Source organism: Bradyrhizobium sp., assembly GCF_017881085.1.
Lineage (GTDB): Bacteria > Pseudomonadota > Alphaproteobacteria > Rhizobiales > Xanthobacteraceae > Bradyrhizobium.
Genome location: NZ_JADGRI010000003.1, coordinates 11,190 through 25,117 on the forward strand (window position 1 = coordinate 11,190; position 13,928 = coordinate 25,117).

The following is a 13,928-nucleotide window of genomic DNA, read 5'->3' on the forward strand; positions in this document are numbered from 1 at the left end:
GGCCAAGCCGGGCGGCGATGTGGCCAGAGTTTCTCTCCACAAAATTAGCTCCATTTCCGGGGAACCGGTTGGTGATAATGGCGTTTGTCCCCGGTTGAGGGGTCGCATGAACTCAGTTGAATCAATCGCCGCCAAGGCGAAATCCGGCATTTGGGGGCTCGACAATATTCTGTCGGGCGGATTTTCGCGTGGCCACGTTTTTCTGGTGGAAGGTGCACCCGGCACCGGCAAGACCACCGTGGCGCTGCAGTTTCTGCTCGAAGGCGCGAGGGCCGGCGAAAAATGCCTTTACATCACCCTGTCGGAGACCGAGCGCGAGCTGCGCGACGGCGCGGCTTCCCACGGCTGGTCGCTCGACAACGGCATTGAGATCTTCGAACTGCTGCCGCCGGAAAGCCTGCTGGATTCCGACCAGCAACAGAGCCTGCTCTATTCATCCGACCTCGAACTCGGCGAAACCACCAAGCAGATTTTCGAGGCCGTCGATCGGTCGCGGCCGGATCGGGTGGTGCTGGACAGCCTTTCCGAAATCCGGCTGCTGGCGCAAAGCTCGCTGCGCTACCGGCGGCAGATTCTCGCGATCAAGCATTACTTCGCCAAGTTCAATACCACCGTGATGCTGCTCGACGATCTGACCGCCGATGTCGCGGACAAGACCGTTCACAGCGTGGCCCATGGCGTGCTGCGGCTGGAGGAACTGGCGCCGGCCTACGGCGCGGAACGGCGGCGGGCCCGCGTCATCAAGTATCGCGGCGTGAAGTTTCGCGGCGGTTATCATGATGTCACCATCACCACCGGCGGCCTGAACGTGTTTCCGCGGCTGGTAGCGTCGGAATATCGCAGCAATTTTCAGCGCAATACGATGTCGAGCGGCATCGCCGAGCTGGACCGGCTGCTGGGCGGCGGGATCGAAACCGGATCGAGCACGCTTATTCTCGGTCCCGCCGGCACCGGCAAGTCGCTGGCCGCGATCGTGTTCGTTGTTGCCGCGATCAGCCGAGGCGAGAAAGCGGCGCTGTTCGTGTTCGACGAAGAACTCGGGTTGCTGTTCTCGCGCATGAAGGGTCTTGGCATCGATCTGGAGGCGATGCAGCGCGGCGGCGATCTCTTCATCGAGCAGGTGGACGCCGCGGAACTGTCGCCCGGCGAATTTGCCCACCTGGTCCGCAAGCGGGTCGATGAGGATCGCATCAAGACCGTGGTGATCGACAGCCTCAACGGATATCAGGCGGCGATGCCAGAAGAGAATTCGCTGGTGCTGCACATGCACGAACTGCTGCAATATCTGAACCGCCGGGGTGCTGCGACCTTCATGACGGTGGCGCAGCATGGGCTGGTCGGCGACATGAAGGCGCCGGTCGATGTGACCTATCTCGCCGACACCGTCGTGCTGTTGCGTTACTTCGAAGCGCTGGGCACGGTGCGGCGCGCGATGTCGATCATCAAGAAGCGCACGGGCATGCACGAATCGACCATTCGCGAATACCGCATCGATAACCGCGGCCTCACCATCGGCGAGCCGCTCGATGGTTTCCAAGGCATATTGCGCGGCGTTCCCGTTTATGTCGGGGAGGGTCAGCCGTTGCTGCAGGAGCAAACTGCGTGAGACCGGGCGCGTCGTCCGAGCGTGCCGTTATCCTGGCTCCGACGGGACGCGACGCGGCGGTGGCCGCGGCGCTGATCAGGGAAGCCGGCTACTTTGCCAATGTCTGCACCGATCTCGCAGGCATGATGCATGAGGTCGAAGGCGGGGCCGGTCTCGCCGTGATCGCGGATGAGGCGATCAAGACCGCGGATTTGCGCGGCCTGATGCGCTGGCTGACCGATCAGCCGTCATGGTCGGATTTTCCGATCGTGCTGCTGACGCATCAGGGCGGCGGCCCGGAGCGCAATCCCGACGCCGTGCGGCTCGGACAGGTGCTCGGCAACGTCACCTTCATCGAACGTCCGTTCCATCCGACCACGCTGGTCAGCGTCGTCGGCTCCGCCGTCAGGGGCCGGCGCCGCCAGTACCAGACCCGCGCGATCCTCGAGGACCTCACCGAGAGCGAAAGCCTGCTGCAGACCGCGCTGAGCGCTGGTCATCTCGGCGCGCTCGAACTGCATTTGCCTGAACTGGAGCTCGAGGCCTCCGACACCTGCAAGAGGTTCTTCGGACGCAAACCGGGCGAGCCCTTTTCATATCAGGAGTTGCAGGCCTCCGTTCATCCCGACGATCGCCCGCGCCGCAGCGAGGTGCTGGAGCGGACCATCAAGACCGGCGGGGATTACAGCATCGAATACCGCAACATCTGGCCGGACGGCTCGCAGCACTGGGTCGACGTCCGCGCCCGCGCGGTGCGCCGGCCGGACGGCAGCATCAAGTCGCTGGTGGGCGTTTCCTCGGACATCACGGCGCGCAAGGTCGCCGAGATCGAGCGCGAGAATCTCTTGGCGCAACTGGCGGCGGAGCGGACGGCGCTGGCGAACCTGACGGCGACGCTGGAACAGCGCGTCGAGCAGCGCACCGCCGATCTGATGAAGGAAGTCGCCGCGCGCGAAAAGGCCCAGGAGCAGTTGCGGCAGGCGCAGAAGATGGAGACCATCGGCCAGCTCACCGGCGGCGTCGCGCATGATTTCAACAATCTGTTGATGGCGGTGATGGGCAATCTCGACCTGTTGCGCAAGCGCATCCCCGACGATCCGCGGCTGCACCGCCTGATCGACGGCGCGCTGCAGGGCGCCGAGCGCGGCGCGTCGCTGACGCAGCGCCTGTTGGCGTTCGCACGGCAGCAGGATCTGCGTGCGGTGCCGGTCGATCTGCGCGGCCTGATCCAGGGCATGATCGATCTGTTGGAACGCTCTTTGGGACCGCGCGTCGCGCTGCGGCTCGATCTGCCGGAAGCCCTGCCGCCGGCGCGCGTCGACGCCAACCAGCTCGAGCTTGCCATTCTCAACCTCGCGATCAATGCCCGCGACGCCATGCCGGACGGCGGCTCGATCGACATCAGGGTCGCCGAATGCCAGGCCAGCAGCGATCCGGCGCTGCAGTCCGGCCGCTACCTGAAACTGTCGGTCGTCGATACCGGCAAGGGCATGACGCCCGAGATTCTGAAGCGCGCGGTCGAGCCGTTTTTCTCTTCGAAGCCGCTCGGCAAGGGCACCGGCCTCGGCCTGTCGATGGTGCATGGACTGGCGGTGCAGCTCGGCGGTGCGCTGCAGCTGTCGAGCGCGGTGGCGCAGGGCACCACCGCGACGCTGATCCTACCCGTGGCGACATCAGCTCCCGAGGTCGACAGTCCGGCGCAGAAATCGCACAAGGTCAACCGCTCGGCAGTGATCCTGTTCGTCGACGACGATCCCCTGATCGCGCTGTCGACCACGGAAATGCTGGAGGATCTCGGCCACCACGTGATCGGCGCCAGTTCCGGCCTGCATGCGCTCGACATCATCAGGAGCGGCCGGCCGATCGACCTGATGATGACCGATCACGTGATGCCCGGCATGACCGGCATCGAGCTCGCGGCGGCCTCACGCGAATTGCGGCCGTCATTGCCGATCCTGCTCGCGACCGGTTATGCCGAACTGCCCGAAGGCGCCCAGCTCGACCTGCCGCGGCTGGCGAAGCCCTATCACCAGGACCAGCTGCGCGACCGGCTCGATCAGTTGCTGGGGTGAGGGCGACCCGGGCGCTGGCTTGATAGCGTTGAGTCCCGGGGAGAGGTGGGCTCACGCACCCTCGGTTGTCATTGCGAGCAGCGAAGCGGACGAAGCAATCCGTACCTGCGATGTTGTCGTGGATTGTTTCGCGTCGCTCGCAAAGACGAAAGAAGCGCTACCCGACCATTCGGTCGCGGCCGGCCCAGAAGCCGGCCTTCAGCACTTTCTTGTCGACCTTGCCGACGCCGGTCATCGGCAGCTCGGTGACGAATTTGATGTGCTTGGGCGCGTGCGCGGAGCCTTTGCGGGCTTTCACCAGGCTGATCAATTCCTCGGCGTTCGGTTGGGTGCCCTCGCGCGCGACCACGATCGCGGTGACGGCCTCGCCCCATTTGTCGTCGGGTACGCCGACCACGGCAACCATCGCGACGTCGGCGTGCTGCGACAGCACGTCCTCCACCTCGCGCGGGAAGATGTTGAAGCCGCCGCTGACGATCATGTCCTTCTTGCGGTCGAGGATGAACATGTAGCCGCGCTCGTCCGAGCGCGCGATGTCGCCGGTATGCAGCCAGCCGTTCTTCAGGGTTTCCGCGGTCTGTTCCGGCCGCTTCCAGTATTCGGCCATCACATGCGGCGCGCGCACGCAGATCTCGCCGGCTTCGCCGGTTGCGACCTCCTGGTCGTCGTCGTCGAGGATTTTCACCTCGCAGGCGGCGATCGGGAAACCGCAGGACAAAAACAGTTCCGGCGTCTTCGGATCGTGGTCCGCCTTGCGCAGCACCGAAACCGGATAGCATTCGGTCTGGCCGTAGAGCTGCGAGAACACCGGGCCGATCCGATTCATGCCCTCGACCAGCCGGCTCGGCGACATCGCGGACGCGCCGTAGAGCAGAAGTTCGAGCGAGGACAGATCGGTCCTGTCGAGCGCCGGATGGTCCAGCAGCACATAGATCATGGTCGGCACGAACAGCGTAAAATTGATCCGTTCGCGCGCGATGGTCGCAAACACCGCCTCCGGATCGAAACCCTTCAGCATGTGCACGGTGCCGCCGCGCATCAGCGCCGGCAGCACCTTGGTGCCGGCGACGTGGCTGATCGGCGCCACCGTGAGATAGCGCGGAATGTCGGGGATTTCGAAGTCGGCGAGGATGGCGCCGGCGAAACCGCTGGCTTCGCGATGATAGCGCAGCGCGCCCTTGGATTTGCCGGTGGTGCCGCCAGTGTAATTCAGCGTCGAGATGTCGTCGGGGCCGGCGAAACAGCGCGGGCTGGCCGCGCCTGCCTCTTCGACCGCGGCCAAGAGATCGGCGCCGTAACTGGCGGGACCGAGCGTGAACACGGTCTTCAGCTTGGGGGATTTGCTGGCGAGGTCGCCGCCGCGATCGCGGAAGGTGGCGGCGTCGATCACCAGCATCGCGGCGTCGGAATCCTCGATCTGGAACAGCTGGTCCTCGAGCGAGCCCAGCGGATGCAGCCAGGTGATCGCCAGTCGTGAAAGTTGCGCGGCAACGCCGGCGCACCAGCTGTCGGCGCGGTTGGCGGTGAGGAAGGCGACGCGAGCGCCGGGCGCAAGGTTAAGCCGCATAAATACACTCTGCATGCGCCCGATCAATTCGGTGGCGCCGGCATAGGTGATCGATCCGCCCGGCCAGCTGAACGCCGTCCGTGACGGATAGCGCGCCAGCGCCCGCAGGGTCTGCTCGCATGCCGTCGGAAACGCATAGAGCGGATGGCTCATTGTGTTCTCCCGCCTGTTTTGCTTTGGCCTCTGTCGTGCCAATGTTGCGGCAACGCTAGCACATCGAAATCGGAGTGCGGAACTGCAAACCCCGTCAGACCAGAAAACAGCCGACCCCTTAGGCCGCTTCCGCGACCGTCTCAGCCTGCCGCTGATCGCGGCGCCGATGTTTTTGGTCTCGGGCGTCGACCTCGTGGTGGCGGCCTGCCGCAACGGCGTGATCGGATCGTTCCCGACGGTGAATTGCCGCAGCCCCGAACAGCTCGATGGCTGGCTCGGCGAGATCGAACAACGATTGCAGCGGCATTCGGAAAACAGTCAAAAGCCTGCCGCGCCGGTCTGCCCGAACCTGATCGTGCACCGCTCCAACGCGCGGCTCGATGCGGACCTGCAGGTCCTGCTGCGGCACAAACCCGAGATCGTCATCACCTCGGTCGGATCGCCGGCGCCGGTTCTCGCGCCGCTGCATGATGCAGGCGCGCTGGTGCTCGCCGACGTCGCCTCGATCCGCCATGCCGAGCGCGCGGTGGCGGCCGGCGCCGACGGTCTGGTGCTGCTGACGGCGGGGGCGGGCGGTCAGACCGGCTGGCTTAATCCCTTCGTATTCGTCCGCGCCGTGCGCGCGTTCTTCGACGGGCCGATCGTGCTGGCGGGCGGGATCAGCGACGGCCACAGCCTGCGCGCGGCCGAGGCGCTCGGCTGCGATCTCGCCTACATGGGCACCAAATTCATCGCCACGGAAGAGAGCATGGCGGACCCACGCTACAAGGCGATGCTGGTCAAGAGCAGCGCCGACGATATCCTTTTGACCACCGCCTTCACCGGCCTGCAGACCAACATGCTGCGGCCATCGATCGCCGCCGCCGGCCTCGACCCCGACAACCTGCCGCCTCGCGGCGCGATCGATATCGCAGAGGATATCGACGTCGGCGCGCGCGAGAGACGCCCGGCGCGCTGGCGCGACATCTGGAGCGCGGGGCATTCGACCTCAGGCGTCACCGCGGTGCTGCCGGTCGAGGAACTGGTCGCGCGCACCATCGCCGAATACCGCGCCGCAAAAGCCCGATAGCATAGCTGCCTTCCGACAAAGCGCTTTCAAGCGGCCGATCGCGCCGCTAGAACCGCGTCCAACCCCAGATTTTCCCGACCTTCGAAGGACAGACCATGCCCGCCTACCGCTCCAGGACCACCACCCACGGCCGCAACATGGCGGGCGCCCGCGGCCTCTGGCGCGCCACCGGCATGAAGAACGAGGATTTCGGCAAGCCGATCATCGCCGTGGTCAACTCGTTTACCCAGTTCGTGCCTGGGCACGTCCATCTCAAGGACCTCGGCCAATTGGTCGCGCGCGAGATCGAGAAGGCCGGCGGCGTCGCCAAGGAGTTCAACACCATCGCGGTCGACGACGGCATCGCCATGGGGCACGACGGCATGCTCTACAGCCTGCCGTCGCGCGAAATCATCGCCGACAGTGTCGAGTATATGGTCAACGCCCATTGCGCCGACGCCATGGTGTGCATCTCCAACTGCGACAAGATCACGCCGGGCATGCTGATGGCGGCGTTGCGGATCAACATTCCGACCGTGTTCGTCTCGGGCGGGCCGATGGAGTCCGGCAAGGTCAACCTCAAGGGCAAGATCCGATCGGTCGATCTGATCGACGCCATGGTCGCGGCGGCCGACTCCACCGTCAGCGACGCCGATGTCGAGGTCATCGAACGCTCGGCCTGTCCGACCTGCGGCTCCTGCTCGGGCATGTTCACCGCAAACTCCATGAACTGCCTGACCGAGGCGCTGGGCCTGGCGCTCCCGGGCAATGGCTCGGTGCTGGCGACCCATGCCGATCGCAAGGGGCTGTTCGTCGAAGCCGGTCACCTGATCGTCGATCTGGCGCGCCGCTATTACGAACAGGACGACGAGACGGCGCTGCCGCGCACGATCGCAAGCTTCAAGGCGTTCGAGAACGCCATGACGCTGGATATCGCGATGGGCGGCTCGACCAACACGGTGCTGCATCTGTTGGCCGCCGCCTATGAAGGCGAAATACCCTTCACCATGCAGGACATCGACCGGCTGTCCCGCCGGGTGCCGGTGCTTTGCAAGGTGGCGCCGTCGGTGCCGGACGTGCACCTTGAGGACGTTCACCGCGCCGGCGGCGTGATGGCCATTCTCGGCGAACTCGACCGCGCCGGTCTGATCAATCGCGGGCTGCCGATGGTGCACAGCACCTCGATCGAGGACGCGCTGGACCGCTGGGATATCAAGCGCACCAGGAGCGAGAGTGTTCGCAAGTTCTTCATGGCGGCGCCGGGCAACGTGCCGACCCAGGTGGCTTTCAGCCAGGAACGCCGGTTCGCGGAGCTCGATACCGACCGCGCGACGGGCTGTGTCCGCGACCTCGAGCATGCCTATTCGAAGGACGGCGGCCTCGCCGTACTGTCGGGAAATCTCGCGGTGGACGGCTGCATCGTGAAGACCGCGGGTGTCGACGAGAGCATCCTGAAATTCGAGGGGCCGGCGCGGATTTTCGAAAGTCAGGACGCCGCGGTCGAAGGCATCCTCGGCGGCAGGATCAAGGCCGGCGATGTCGTCGTGGTCCGCTACGAGGGACCGCGCGGCGGTCCGGGCATGCAGGAGATGCTGTATCCAACCAGCTACCTCAAATCGAAGGGACTGGGAAAAGTGTGCGCCCTGATCACGGACGGCCGCTTCTCCGGCGGCTCCTCGGGGCTCTCGATCGGGCATATTTCACCGGAAGCGGCCGAAGGCGGCCTGATCGGGCTGGTCGAGGACGGCGACCGCATCCGGATCGACATTCCCGCCCGCTCCATCAGCCTGCTGGTCGACGACGCGATCCTGGCGCAACGCCGGGAAGCCATGCTGGGCCGCAAGACGGAAGCCTGGAAGCCCGCGAAACGAAGCCGCAAGGTGTCGATGGCGCTCAAGGCCTATGCGGCGCTGACCACCAGTGCCGCGCGCGGTGCGGTCCGCGTCGTCCGGGACTAGCCGATACCTTCGGCCCAAATGGCACCCTCGGCCCCGCGCCGGTGGTTGTACGGATGGTCTTTAAGACGCCATTAACCATCTCCCTTCAAGAATCGGGTCCAGGGCCGGCCGTCGCTCAAGGCGGCTGGCCGGTCTGCAGACCGCCCTTCGAGGGTATGCGACATGGACTCTGAGACGCTATTTGCGAAAATCCCTGCCACGATCGACGAGATCAGGGCCCGGGTCGCCTATGCGCTGGAGCGGCATCCGCTGTGCCGCAACGTCGAATTCGACATCGTCAGCATGCCCCGCACCAGCAAGAGCAACTGGACCATCAGCCTACGCTCGGTCGCGCCGGATGCGCTGTGGGAGGCCTCCGATATCGTCGCCGACATCCAGGAGGCGTACGACCTGTTGATCGCGGCCTGATTTTTCCCCGCCTAAAGCGTTGACTTGTCACATTGTTTTTCCTGGCCGTGGTTAGGCCTTAATTAATGCCCGATTGTCGGTAAAGTGATCAGGGTCGAAGGCCCGGAACGGAGAGTTGCTTGACGAAAGCCATGACCATCATCGCGCTGGCCTGTCTCATCGTCGTTGGCGCGGCCGCCACCAGCATTCTTGGCCGCGACAGCGTGCCGTCGGCCCGGGCGGATATGGCTGCCTCCATCGTCATAAGTCCGGTCGCCAATCGGGAAAGCAAGCAGGACAAGCTCGCGGTGACGCGATTGGCGCTCGCCTCGTTCGATCCGCCGCAGACCGCAAGCCTGAGCGAGCCCTTGCGGCAGGCCTATGCATCCGCAGTACCCGCCGACATCGAGATGCCGAAGTTCGCGGCCCCGACGGCCGAGCCGTCGGTGCAGGTCGTGCCGCCGAAGCCGAAGGCCGCCGCCAAGCCGGCGCCGCAGAAGTCTTACACGCTGCTCAGCGATGAGCAGATCGCCGGCATCAAGGAACGCTTGAGGCTCTCCTCCGACCAGGAATATTACTGGCCGGCGGTGGAAACCGCGCTGCGCGCCGTGGCCCGGAAGATCCACGCCAGCCGCCGTGGCGATGCGCACACGACCGGCGTGCCGCCGATCGATCCCGACGCCGCTGAGGTTCAGCAGCTGAAATCCGCCGCGATGCCGCTTCTGTTCCAGCTCCGCGAAGACCAGAAGCAGGAAGTGCGTTCGCTCGCGCGCTTGATCGGCCTGGAAAGGGTCGCCGCGCAGATTTGAGGCGGCTTCGCAATCGAAAAAGTCGCCGCCGATGGCTTGAAGCAAGAGGCGGCTCGATCAGCCAGAAGCCGGACGATGCCACGGCCTACTACAAACCACGGCAATTCCCGTCTCGAAACCGGCGTTTCGGCGCATACGCTGAAATAATCGCGCCTACGTGCTCTGACGCTGTGCGAGGACGACGACAGTCGTGCCTGGCTTCACCCGGTCAAAGAGATCGATGACATCCTCGTTGGTCATGCGGATGCAACCGGATGATATGGCTTGGCCGATATATTCCGGCTGGTTGGTGCCGTGGATGCGGTACAGGGTGTCCTTGTTGCCCTCGTAAAGGTAGAGCGCTCGCGCACCCAGCGGATTAGCCGGGCCTCCGGGAACGCGTGCCGGGTAGGGGCCGAGCCGCGCCTGAATCTCCGGCGTCGGGATCCAATCAGGCCATTCAGCCATGCGACCGACCTTGGCGACACCGGAGAACGCCATCGCTTCCTCCCCCACCGCCACGCCGTAGCGGATAGCCTTGCCTCCCGGCAGGACGTAGTAGAGATAACGCGCGTCGGTATCGACCAGGATCGTGCCCGGCGCCTCCTTGCGCGAATAGTCGACGAAATGCCGGCGGAAGGACTCTGGTATGGTCGCCTGCGCATAAGGCGCGTGCGACAGCAAGAGCCGGTCCCTTGGGGTTAGACTGGCATCCGACGACGGTGCGAGCGTCGCCTGCATGCAACCGCCCAGCATGAAGCCGAGCAGCGCGACGAGCAAGAACGGGAGCCCGTATCTCGGCACCGCCAGCCCTCCAAAGCGTTACGTCGCTTCATTTGCTTCTCGAAAAGTGCAGAAATCAAGGCATCGCGAGGCAACCCGCTAAAGGTCGGCCGCCCGTCTACGCCGCAGTGCCGATCGGTCCGAAGAAACGGCGTGCACTCGCAGGTGGGCACATCACGCCGCGAGGCCCCGCGCGTTCGTCTTGGCGTCATGGCGAGGAGCGTAGCGACGAGGCAATCCAGCTTTCATTCCTGATGTACGATGGATTGCTTCGCCTGGCCTGTCCTCGGGCGCGCATTGGCGCGACCCGTTGGCTCGCAATGACGGTTTGAGAACCGCTTGCGTCCTTGCTGTTCAGTCGGCCTGCCGGGCCGAAGCTTCAGCGAAGGCGGATGGTGCCCCTGGCCGGAATCGAACCAGCACTCCTTGCGGAACTCGATTTTGAGTCGAGCGCGTCTACCAATTCCGCCACAGGGGCTTTCGCATATCGGCCGGAAAGCCGGAGGTCGCGAAACCGGCGGAATATAGCGGTCGGGGAGGGCCGGTCAACCCGCAGCGATCCGGGATATCCCGAAGACATAAGGTGCCGCTGATCTGGATCGGCTTCGCCCGGCCGCGCGCGTGACAGCAGGGGCGGATGCGCGGTCCGGTGCCGAGCCGTTTCACTGTGTCATCGCGCTGACAAAACACCGTCCTGTGATCGCGCCTGCCTCGACAGGGCCGGACGCGCAGGTTAGGACGCCTTCGCACAGGAGATCGCCGTGACCTCAGATATCGTTGCAAACCCCTCGCATGCGCGCGGCGACGCCAGCCCGGCGCTGACGGCGGCGCTCGCGATCACGGTGATCGCGGCCGCGACCCTGGCGGGGGCGTGGTTCATTCAGCTGGTGCTGGGCATCCAGCCGTGTGAACTCTGCCTCGCTCAGCGCTACGCCTATTATCTGGTGGTGCCGCTTGCCGCACTGATCGCGATCGCCGCGGCAAAGGATGCGCCGCGTGGCGCGCTGGTGGCGGGCCTTGCCGTCGTCGCGCTCGCAACGCTCGGCAATTCCGGGCTCGCCGCCTATCACTCCGGCGTGGAATGGGGATTCTGGCCGGGGCCGACCGCCTGCACCGGCCCGGTCGGGAATCTCGGTAACGCCGGCGATCTGCTGTCGCGGCTCGACACCGTCAAGGTGGTCCGCTGCGACGAAGTGCAGTGGAAGTTTCTCGGCCTGTCGCTGGCCGGCTACGACGTGCTGATCTCGCTTCTGATGGCCGCGATCGCGGCCCGGGGCGTCGTCAGGTCCGCCAAGAGAAGCTAATCGTCGAACCTAATCGCCGGATCTAATCGTCGACATCTTCCTGCGGCCGTCCGAACAGATGGACGATGCCGGGCGTCGCGATGGTGACAAAGACAAAACGCGACAGATGATGCGCGCCGACGAAGATCGGGTCGATGTGCAGTGTCAGGGCCAGCGCCAGCATGGCGTCCATGGCGCCCGGCGCGAAGGCGACGATGACGTCGGCGAACCGCACATGGGTGGTCAGCGCGATCAACGCGACGAAAACCGCCGAAATCGCGATGGCGATGGCGAACGACCCCAGCGCCGCATTGATATGGCTGAACAGGGTCTTCGGCTTCATCCGCGCAAAGCGCGAACCGATCAGCGCGCCGATGCCGATCAGCGCGATCGCCCGCAGCCAAGGCGGCAGGGTGCCCTCGATCACGCCGGTGCCATGCAGCACGCTAGAGCCGATCATCGCGCCGAACATCCAGCTTGCCGGAAACTTGATCAGTCGCAGCAACAGCGCGACCGCGACCGAGGCCGCGATCAGCTCGGCGAGCTCGATCGGCGAGGCGATCGCCGTCACGGCCGCGGGCGGGGATGACGGCGCGATCCCGGTCAGCGCCAGCAACATCGGCAGCGCCGCGGTGAGGATGATCACGCGCATCGTCTGCACCACCGCGATCCCCGACACGTCGGCACCGCGCTCGATGGCGAGCATCGTGATCTGTGACAGGGCGCCGGGGCTTCCGGCCAGGAATGCCGAGGTGCGGTCCCAGCCATGGACGCGCTGCAGATAGAGGCTCGAGCCGAAGGTCGAGCAGAAGGTGGCCAGCGCCAGCAGCCCGATGGTCAGGGGATAGGCGCCCATGTGTTGCAGGAGTTGCCGCGACACCAGCGAGCCCAGCGAAATCCCGAGCAGCACCAGCACGGTCTGGGTCAGGTGCGCCGGCACCACCAGCGGCCTGCCTGCGATCGCCGCGATGCCGACCGCGATCATGGCGCCTGAAATCAGCCCGCCCGGAAGATGCGCCAGCAGAAACAGCGCGCCTCCAGCGGTGCCGATCACGAGCGTTTCGAGCACATTGAGGATTTTGGCGCGGGTGGGGATGGCAAAGGCCATCGATGCGGGGATCAGGCTCACGCCGCCTTATGACAAATTCGTGCACGAGGGACAAATGCGCCAGCGCGATGCAGCAATGCGCGGGTTCGGGCCGGCCGTCGTCATCATGGCGATGGCGGCTTTTGAACCGCCGCCAGCCCAGGTACAGGCCGCCTTGCCCCGGGCTCAAATTAACGAGCCTGTGCTGATCGAGCCGCTGCCGCTCTTGTTTCAGTTGCGCGAAGACCAGAAGCGCGAAGTGCGTTCGCTCGCGCGCATCATAGGCGTCGAAAAAGTCGCCCCGATGATCTGATCGGCGCAAGTACTTATGCCGAATACCGGCCAGTCTCGCGCGCCCAGTCCAGATGGCCGCGAATCCAGCACTTCAGCATCCGCACATACGAGCGGACGTCCGCATCGGTCAGGTCGAGGGACGGAAGCTGCGCGACATCTCCCAGGAAGTCGCGGACCTCATTGTCATGGAGCGCCACCGCCTGTTGGACCGCTTCCGAAACCGTCAGCCCGCGTTCGTTCATCAGGACCATCACCAGATTGTGGATTTCTCCGTGTAGGACCTCCTTTTCGTAAGTGAACAGGTCATTGGCCCAGCCCACGATGTTGCTGGCGCGGGTGGCCAATCGCCGTAGAACCGGGTGCGTACGGGTATCGTTGGACAGGCTGAACCCATCCAGCAGTTCCGCCAGGGCAAACATTACCTTGAGGCCGACGGTGACCTCGCGGAGCCGCAAATACGAGGCAACGTCCGGAATACGGTCGCGCTCGCGGTTCCGAGCTTCGATCGCGAAACCTTCGAACAGCTCCTCCAGCTGGTCGACGAAGCGCGTGACATGGCTGGACGGCGCGAGCGCCAATAGGCGTTGCCGGAGATCCAGCATTGCCGATCCGAACGGTCCGTTGCGCGGACAATCCGTTCCGCTACGAAACAGGTTGAGCAATTCCAGCAGATCGCTCTCCACCTCGGTGGCGTATCGTTGCTTCTCGATATGGTCATCAAGGGTGCAAAACAGTACCAGCCAATCGGCCGCCCATTGCAGCCCGTGCGGCATCGCCGTCGGAAACGCGCGGGCCGCAAGCCAGCCTGTTCTGGCTTTTTCAGCCGACATTGCGCGCTGCTCGGTTTCCAGCAACCCCTGCGACCGCGCCCAACGGATGGAGTTTTCATGAGCCAATGATGCTCCCGGATGAACCTCCGGTTC

Annotated in this window: 12 protein-coding genes and 1 tRNA gene; 8 read left to right on the top strand and 5 right to left on the bottom strand. The window is 64.8% G+C overall.

What is annotated here, in order from left to right:
• The first annotated feature begins 106 nt into the window (after positions 1–106).
• Entirely contained in the window at positions 107–1,606 is a 1,500-nt protein-coding gene (locus tag QZ213_RS00685) for an ATPase domain-containing protein (protein WP_291684113.1), read from the top strand.
• Positions 1,603–3,657, top strand: a complete 2,055-nt coding sequence (locus QZ213_RS00690; protein WP_291684114.1) for a hybrid sensor histidine kinase/response regulator — start codon at positions 1,603–1,605, stop codon at positions 3,655–3,657. Before QZ213_RS00685 ends, QZ213_RS00690 begins: the two co-directional genes overlap by 4 nt.
• 157 nt (positions 3,658–3,814) lie before the next feature.
• Here the strand turns inward: QZ213_RS00690 and QZ213_RS00695 are convergent, their stop codons facing one another.
• Positions 3,815–5,377 (bottom strand): AMP-binding protein, encoded by a 1,563-nt coding sequence (locus QZ213_RS00695; RefSeq protein WP_291684115.1) that lies wholly within the window; start codon positions 5,375–5,377, stop codon positions 3,815–3,817.
• Between the two features lie 82 nt (positions 5,378–5,459).
• On the opposite strand from QZ213_RS00695, the gene QZ213_RS00700 reads away from it, so the two are divergent.
• From QZ213_RS00700 to QZ213_RS00715, 4 genes are all read left to right on the top strand, one after another.
• The gene (locus tag QZ213_RS00700) at positions 5,460–6,446 is read left to right on the top strand and encodes a nitronate monooxygenase (RefSeq protein WP_291684148.1); all 987 of its coding nucleotides are present in this window, start codon (positions 5,460–5,462) and stop codon (positions 6,444–6,446) included.
• Positions 6,447–6,541: 95 nt separating this feature from the next.
• Positions 6,542–8,383 carry a dihydroxy-acid dehydratase gene (gene ilvD / locus QZ213_RS00705; RefSeq protein ID WP_291684116.1) on the top strand — a complete coding sequence of 614 codons (1,842 nt, stop codon included), beginning with the start codon at positions 6,542–6,544 and terminating at the stop codon, positions 8,381–8,383.
• Positions 8,384–8,545: 162 nt separating this feature from the next.
• Positions 8,546–8,791, top strand: a complete 246-nt coding sequence (locus QZ213_RS00710; RefSeq protein WP_291684117.1) for a hypothetical protein — start codon at positions 8,546–8,548, stop codon at positions 8,789–8,791.
• Between the two features lie 119 nt (positions 8,792–8,910).
• Positions 8,911–9,579 carry a hypothetical protein gene (locus tag QZ213_RS00715; RefSeq protein ID WP_291684118.1) on the top strand — a complete coding sequence of 223 codons (669 nt, stop codon included), beginning with the start codon at positions 8,911–8,913 and terminating at the stop codon, positions 9,577–9,579.
• A 153-nt stretch (positions 9,580–9,732) separates the two neighbouring features.
• On the opposite strand, the gene QZ213_RS00720 is transcribed toward QZ213_RS00715, so the two are convergent.
• Complete coding sequence (locus tag QZ213_RS00720) at positions 9,733–10,314, bottom strand: L,D-transpeptidase (protein WP_291684149.1); 582 nt, start codon at positions 10,312–10,314, stop codon at positions 9,733–9,735.
• Positions 10,315–10,734: 420 nt separating this feature from the next.
• Positions 10,735–10,819 (bottom strand) — tRNA-Leu (locus QZ213_RS00725).
• A 283-nt stretch (positions 10,820–11,102) separates the two neighbouring features.
• Between QZ213_RS00725 and QZ213_RS00730 the strand changes: the two genes are divergently transcribed.
• Positions 11,103–11,645: a disulfide bond formation protein B gene (locus tag QZ213_RS00730; protein WP_291684119.1), complete on the top strand. Its 543-nt coding sequence runs from the start codon at positions 11,103–11,105 to the stop codon at positions 11,643–11,645.
• 22 nt (positions 11,646–11,667) lie between these two features.
• Here QZ213_RS00730 and QZ213_RS00735 read toward each other — a convergent pair whose 3' ends face one another.
• Positions 11,668–12,753 (bottom strand): AbrB family transcriptional regulator, encoded by a 1,086-nt coding sequence (locus QZ213_RS00735; protein WP_291684120.1) that lies wholly within the window; start codon positions 12,751–12,753, stop codon positions 11,668–11,670.
• 34 nt (positions 12,754–12,787) lie between these two features.
• Between QZ213_RS00735 and QZ213_RS00740 the strand changes: the two genes are divergently transcribed.
• A complete protein-coding gene (locus QZ213_RS00740) occupies positions 12,788–13,024 on the top strand; it encodes a hypothetical protein (RefSeq protein ID WP_291684153.1) in 237 nt (78 codons plus the stop codon).
• 13 nt (positions 13,025–13,037) lie between these two features.
• Here QZ213_RS00740 and QZ213_RS00745 read toward each other — a convergent pair whose 3' ends face one another.
• Entirely contained in the window at positions 13,038–13,901 is an 864-nt protein-coding gene (locus QZ213_RS00745) for a hypothetical protein (protein ID WP_291684121.1), read from the bottom strand.
• Positions 13,902–13,928: the final 27 nt, after the last annotated feature.

Bases quoted from the DNA above. Each gene is read 5' to 3' on its own strand.
- QZ213_RS00685 (WP_291684113.1), top strand. From the start codon at position 107: ATGAACTCAGTTGAATCAATCGCCGCCAAGGCGAAATCCGGCATTTGG.
- QZ213_RS00695 (WP_291684115.1), bottom strand. From the start codon at position 5,377: ATGAGCCATCCGCTCTATGCGTTTCCGACGGCATGCGAGCAGACCCTG.
- ilvD (WP_291684116.1), top strand. From the start codon at position 6,542: ATGCCCGCCTACCGCTCCAGGACCACCACCCACGGCCGCAACATGGCG.
- QZ213_RS00710 (WP_291684117.1), top strand. From the start codon at position 8,546: ATGGACTCTGAGACGCTATTTGCGAAAATCCCTGCCACGATCGACGAG.
- QZ213_RS00720 (WP_291684149.1), bottom strand. From the start codon at position 10,314: ATGCTGGGCGGTTGCATGCAGGCGACGCTCGCACCGTCGTCGGATGCC.
- QZ213_RS00740 (WP_291684153.1), top strand. From the start codon at position 12,788: ATGCGCCAGCGCGATGCAGCAATGCGCGGGTTCGGGCCGGCCGTCGTC.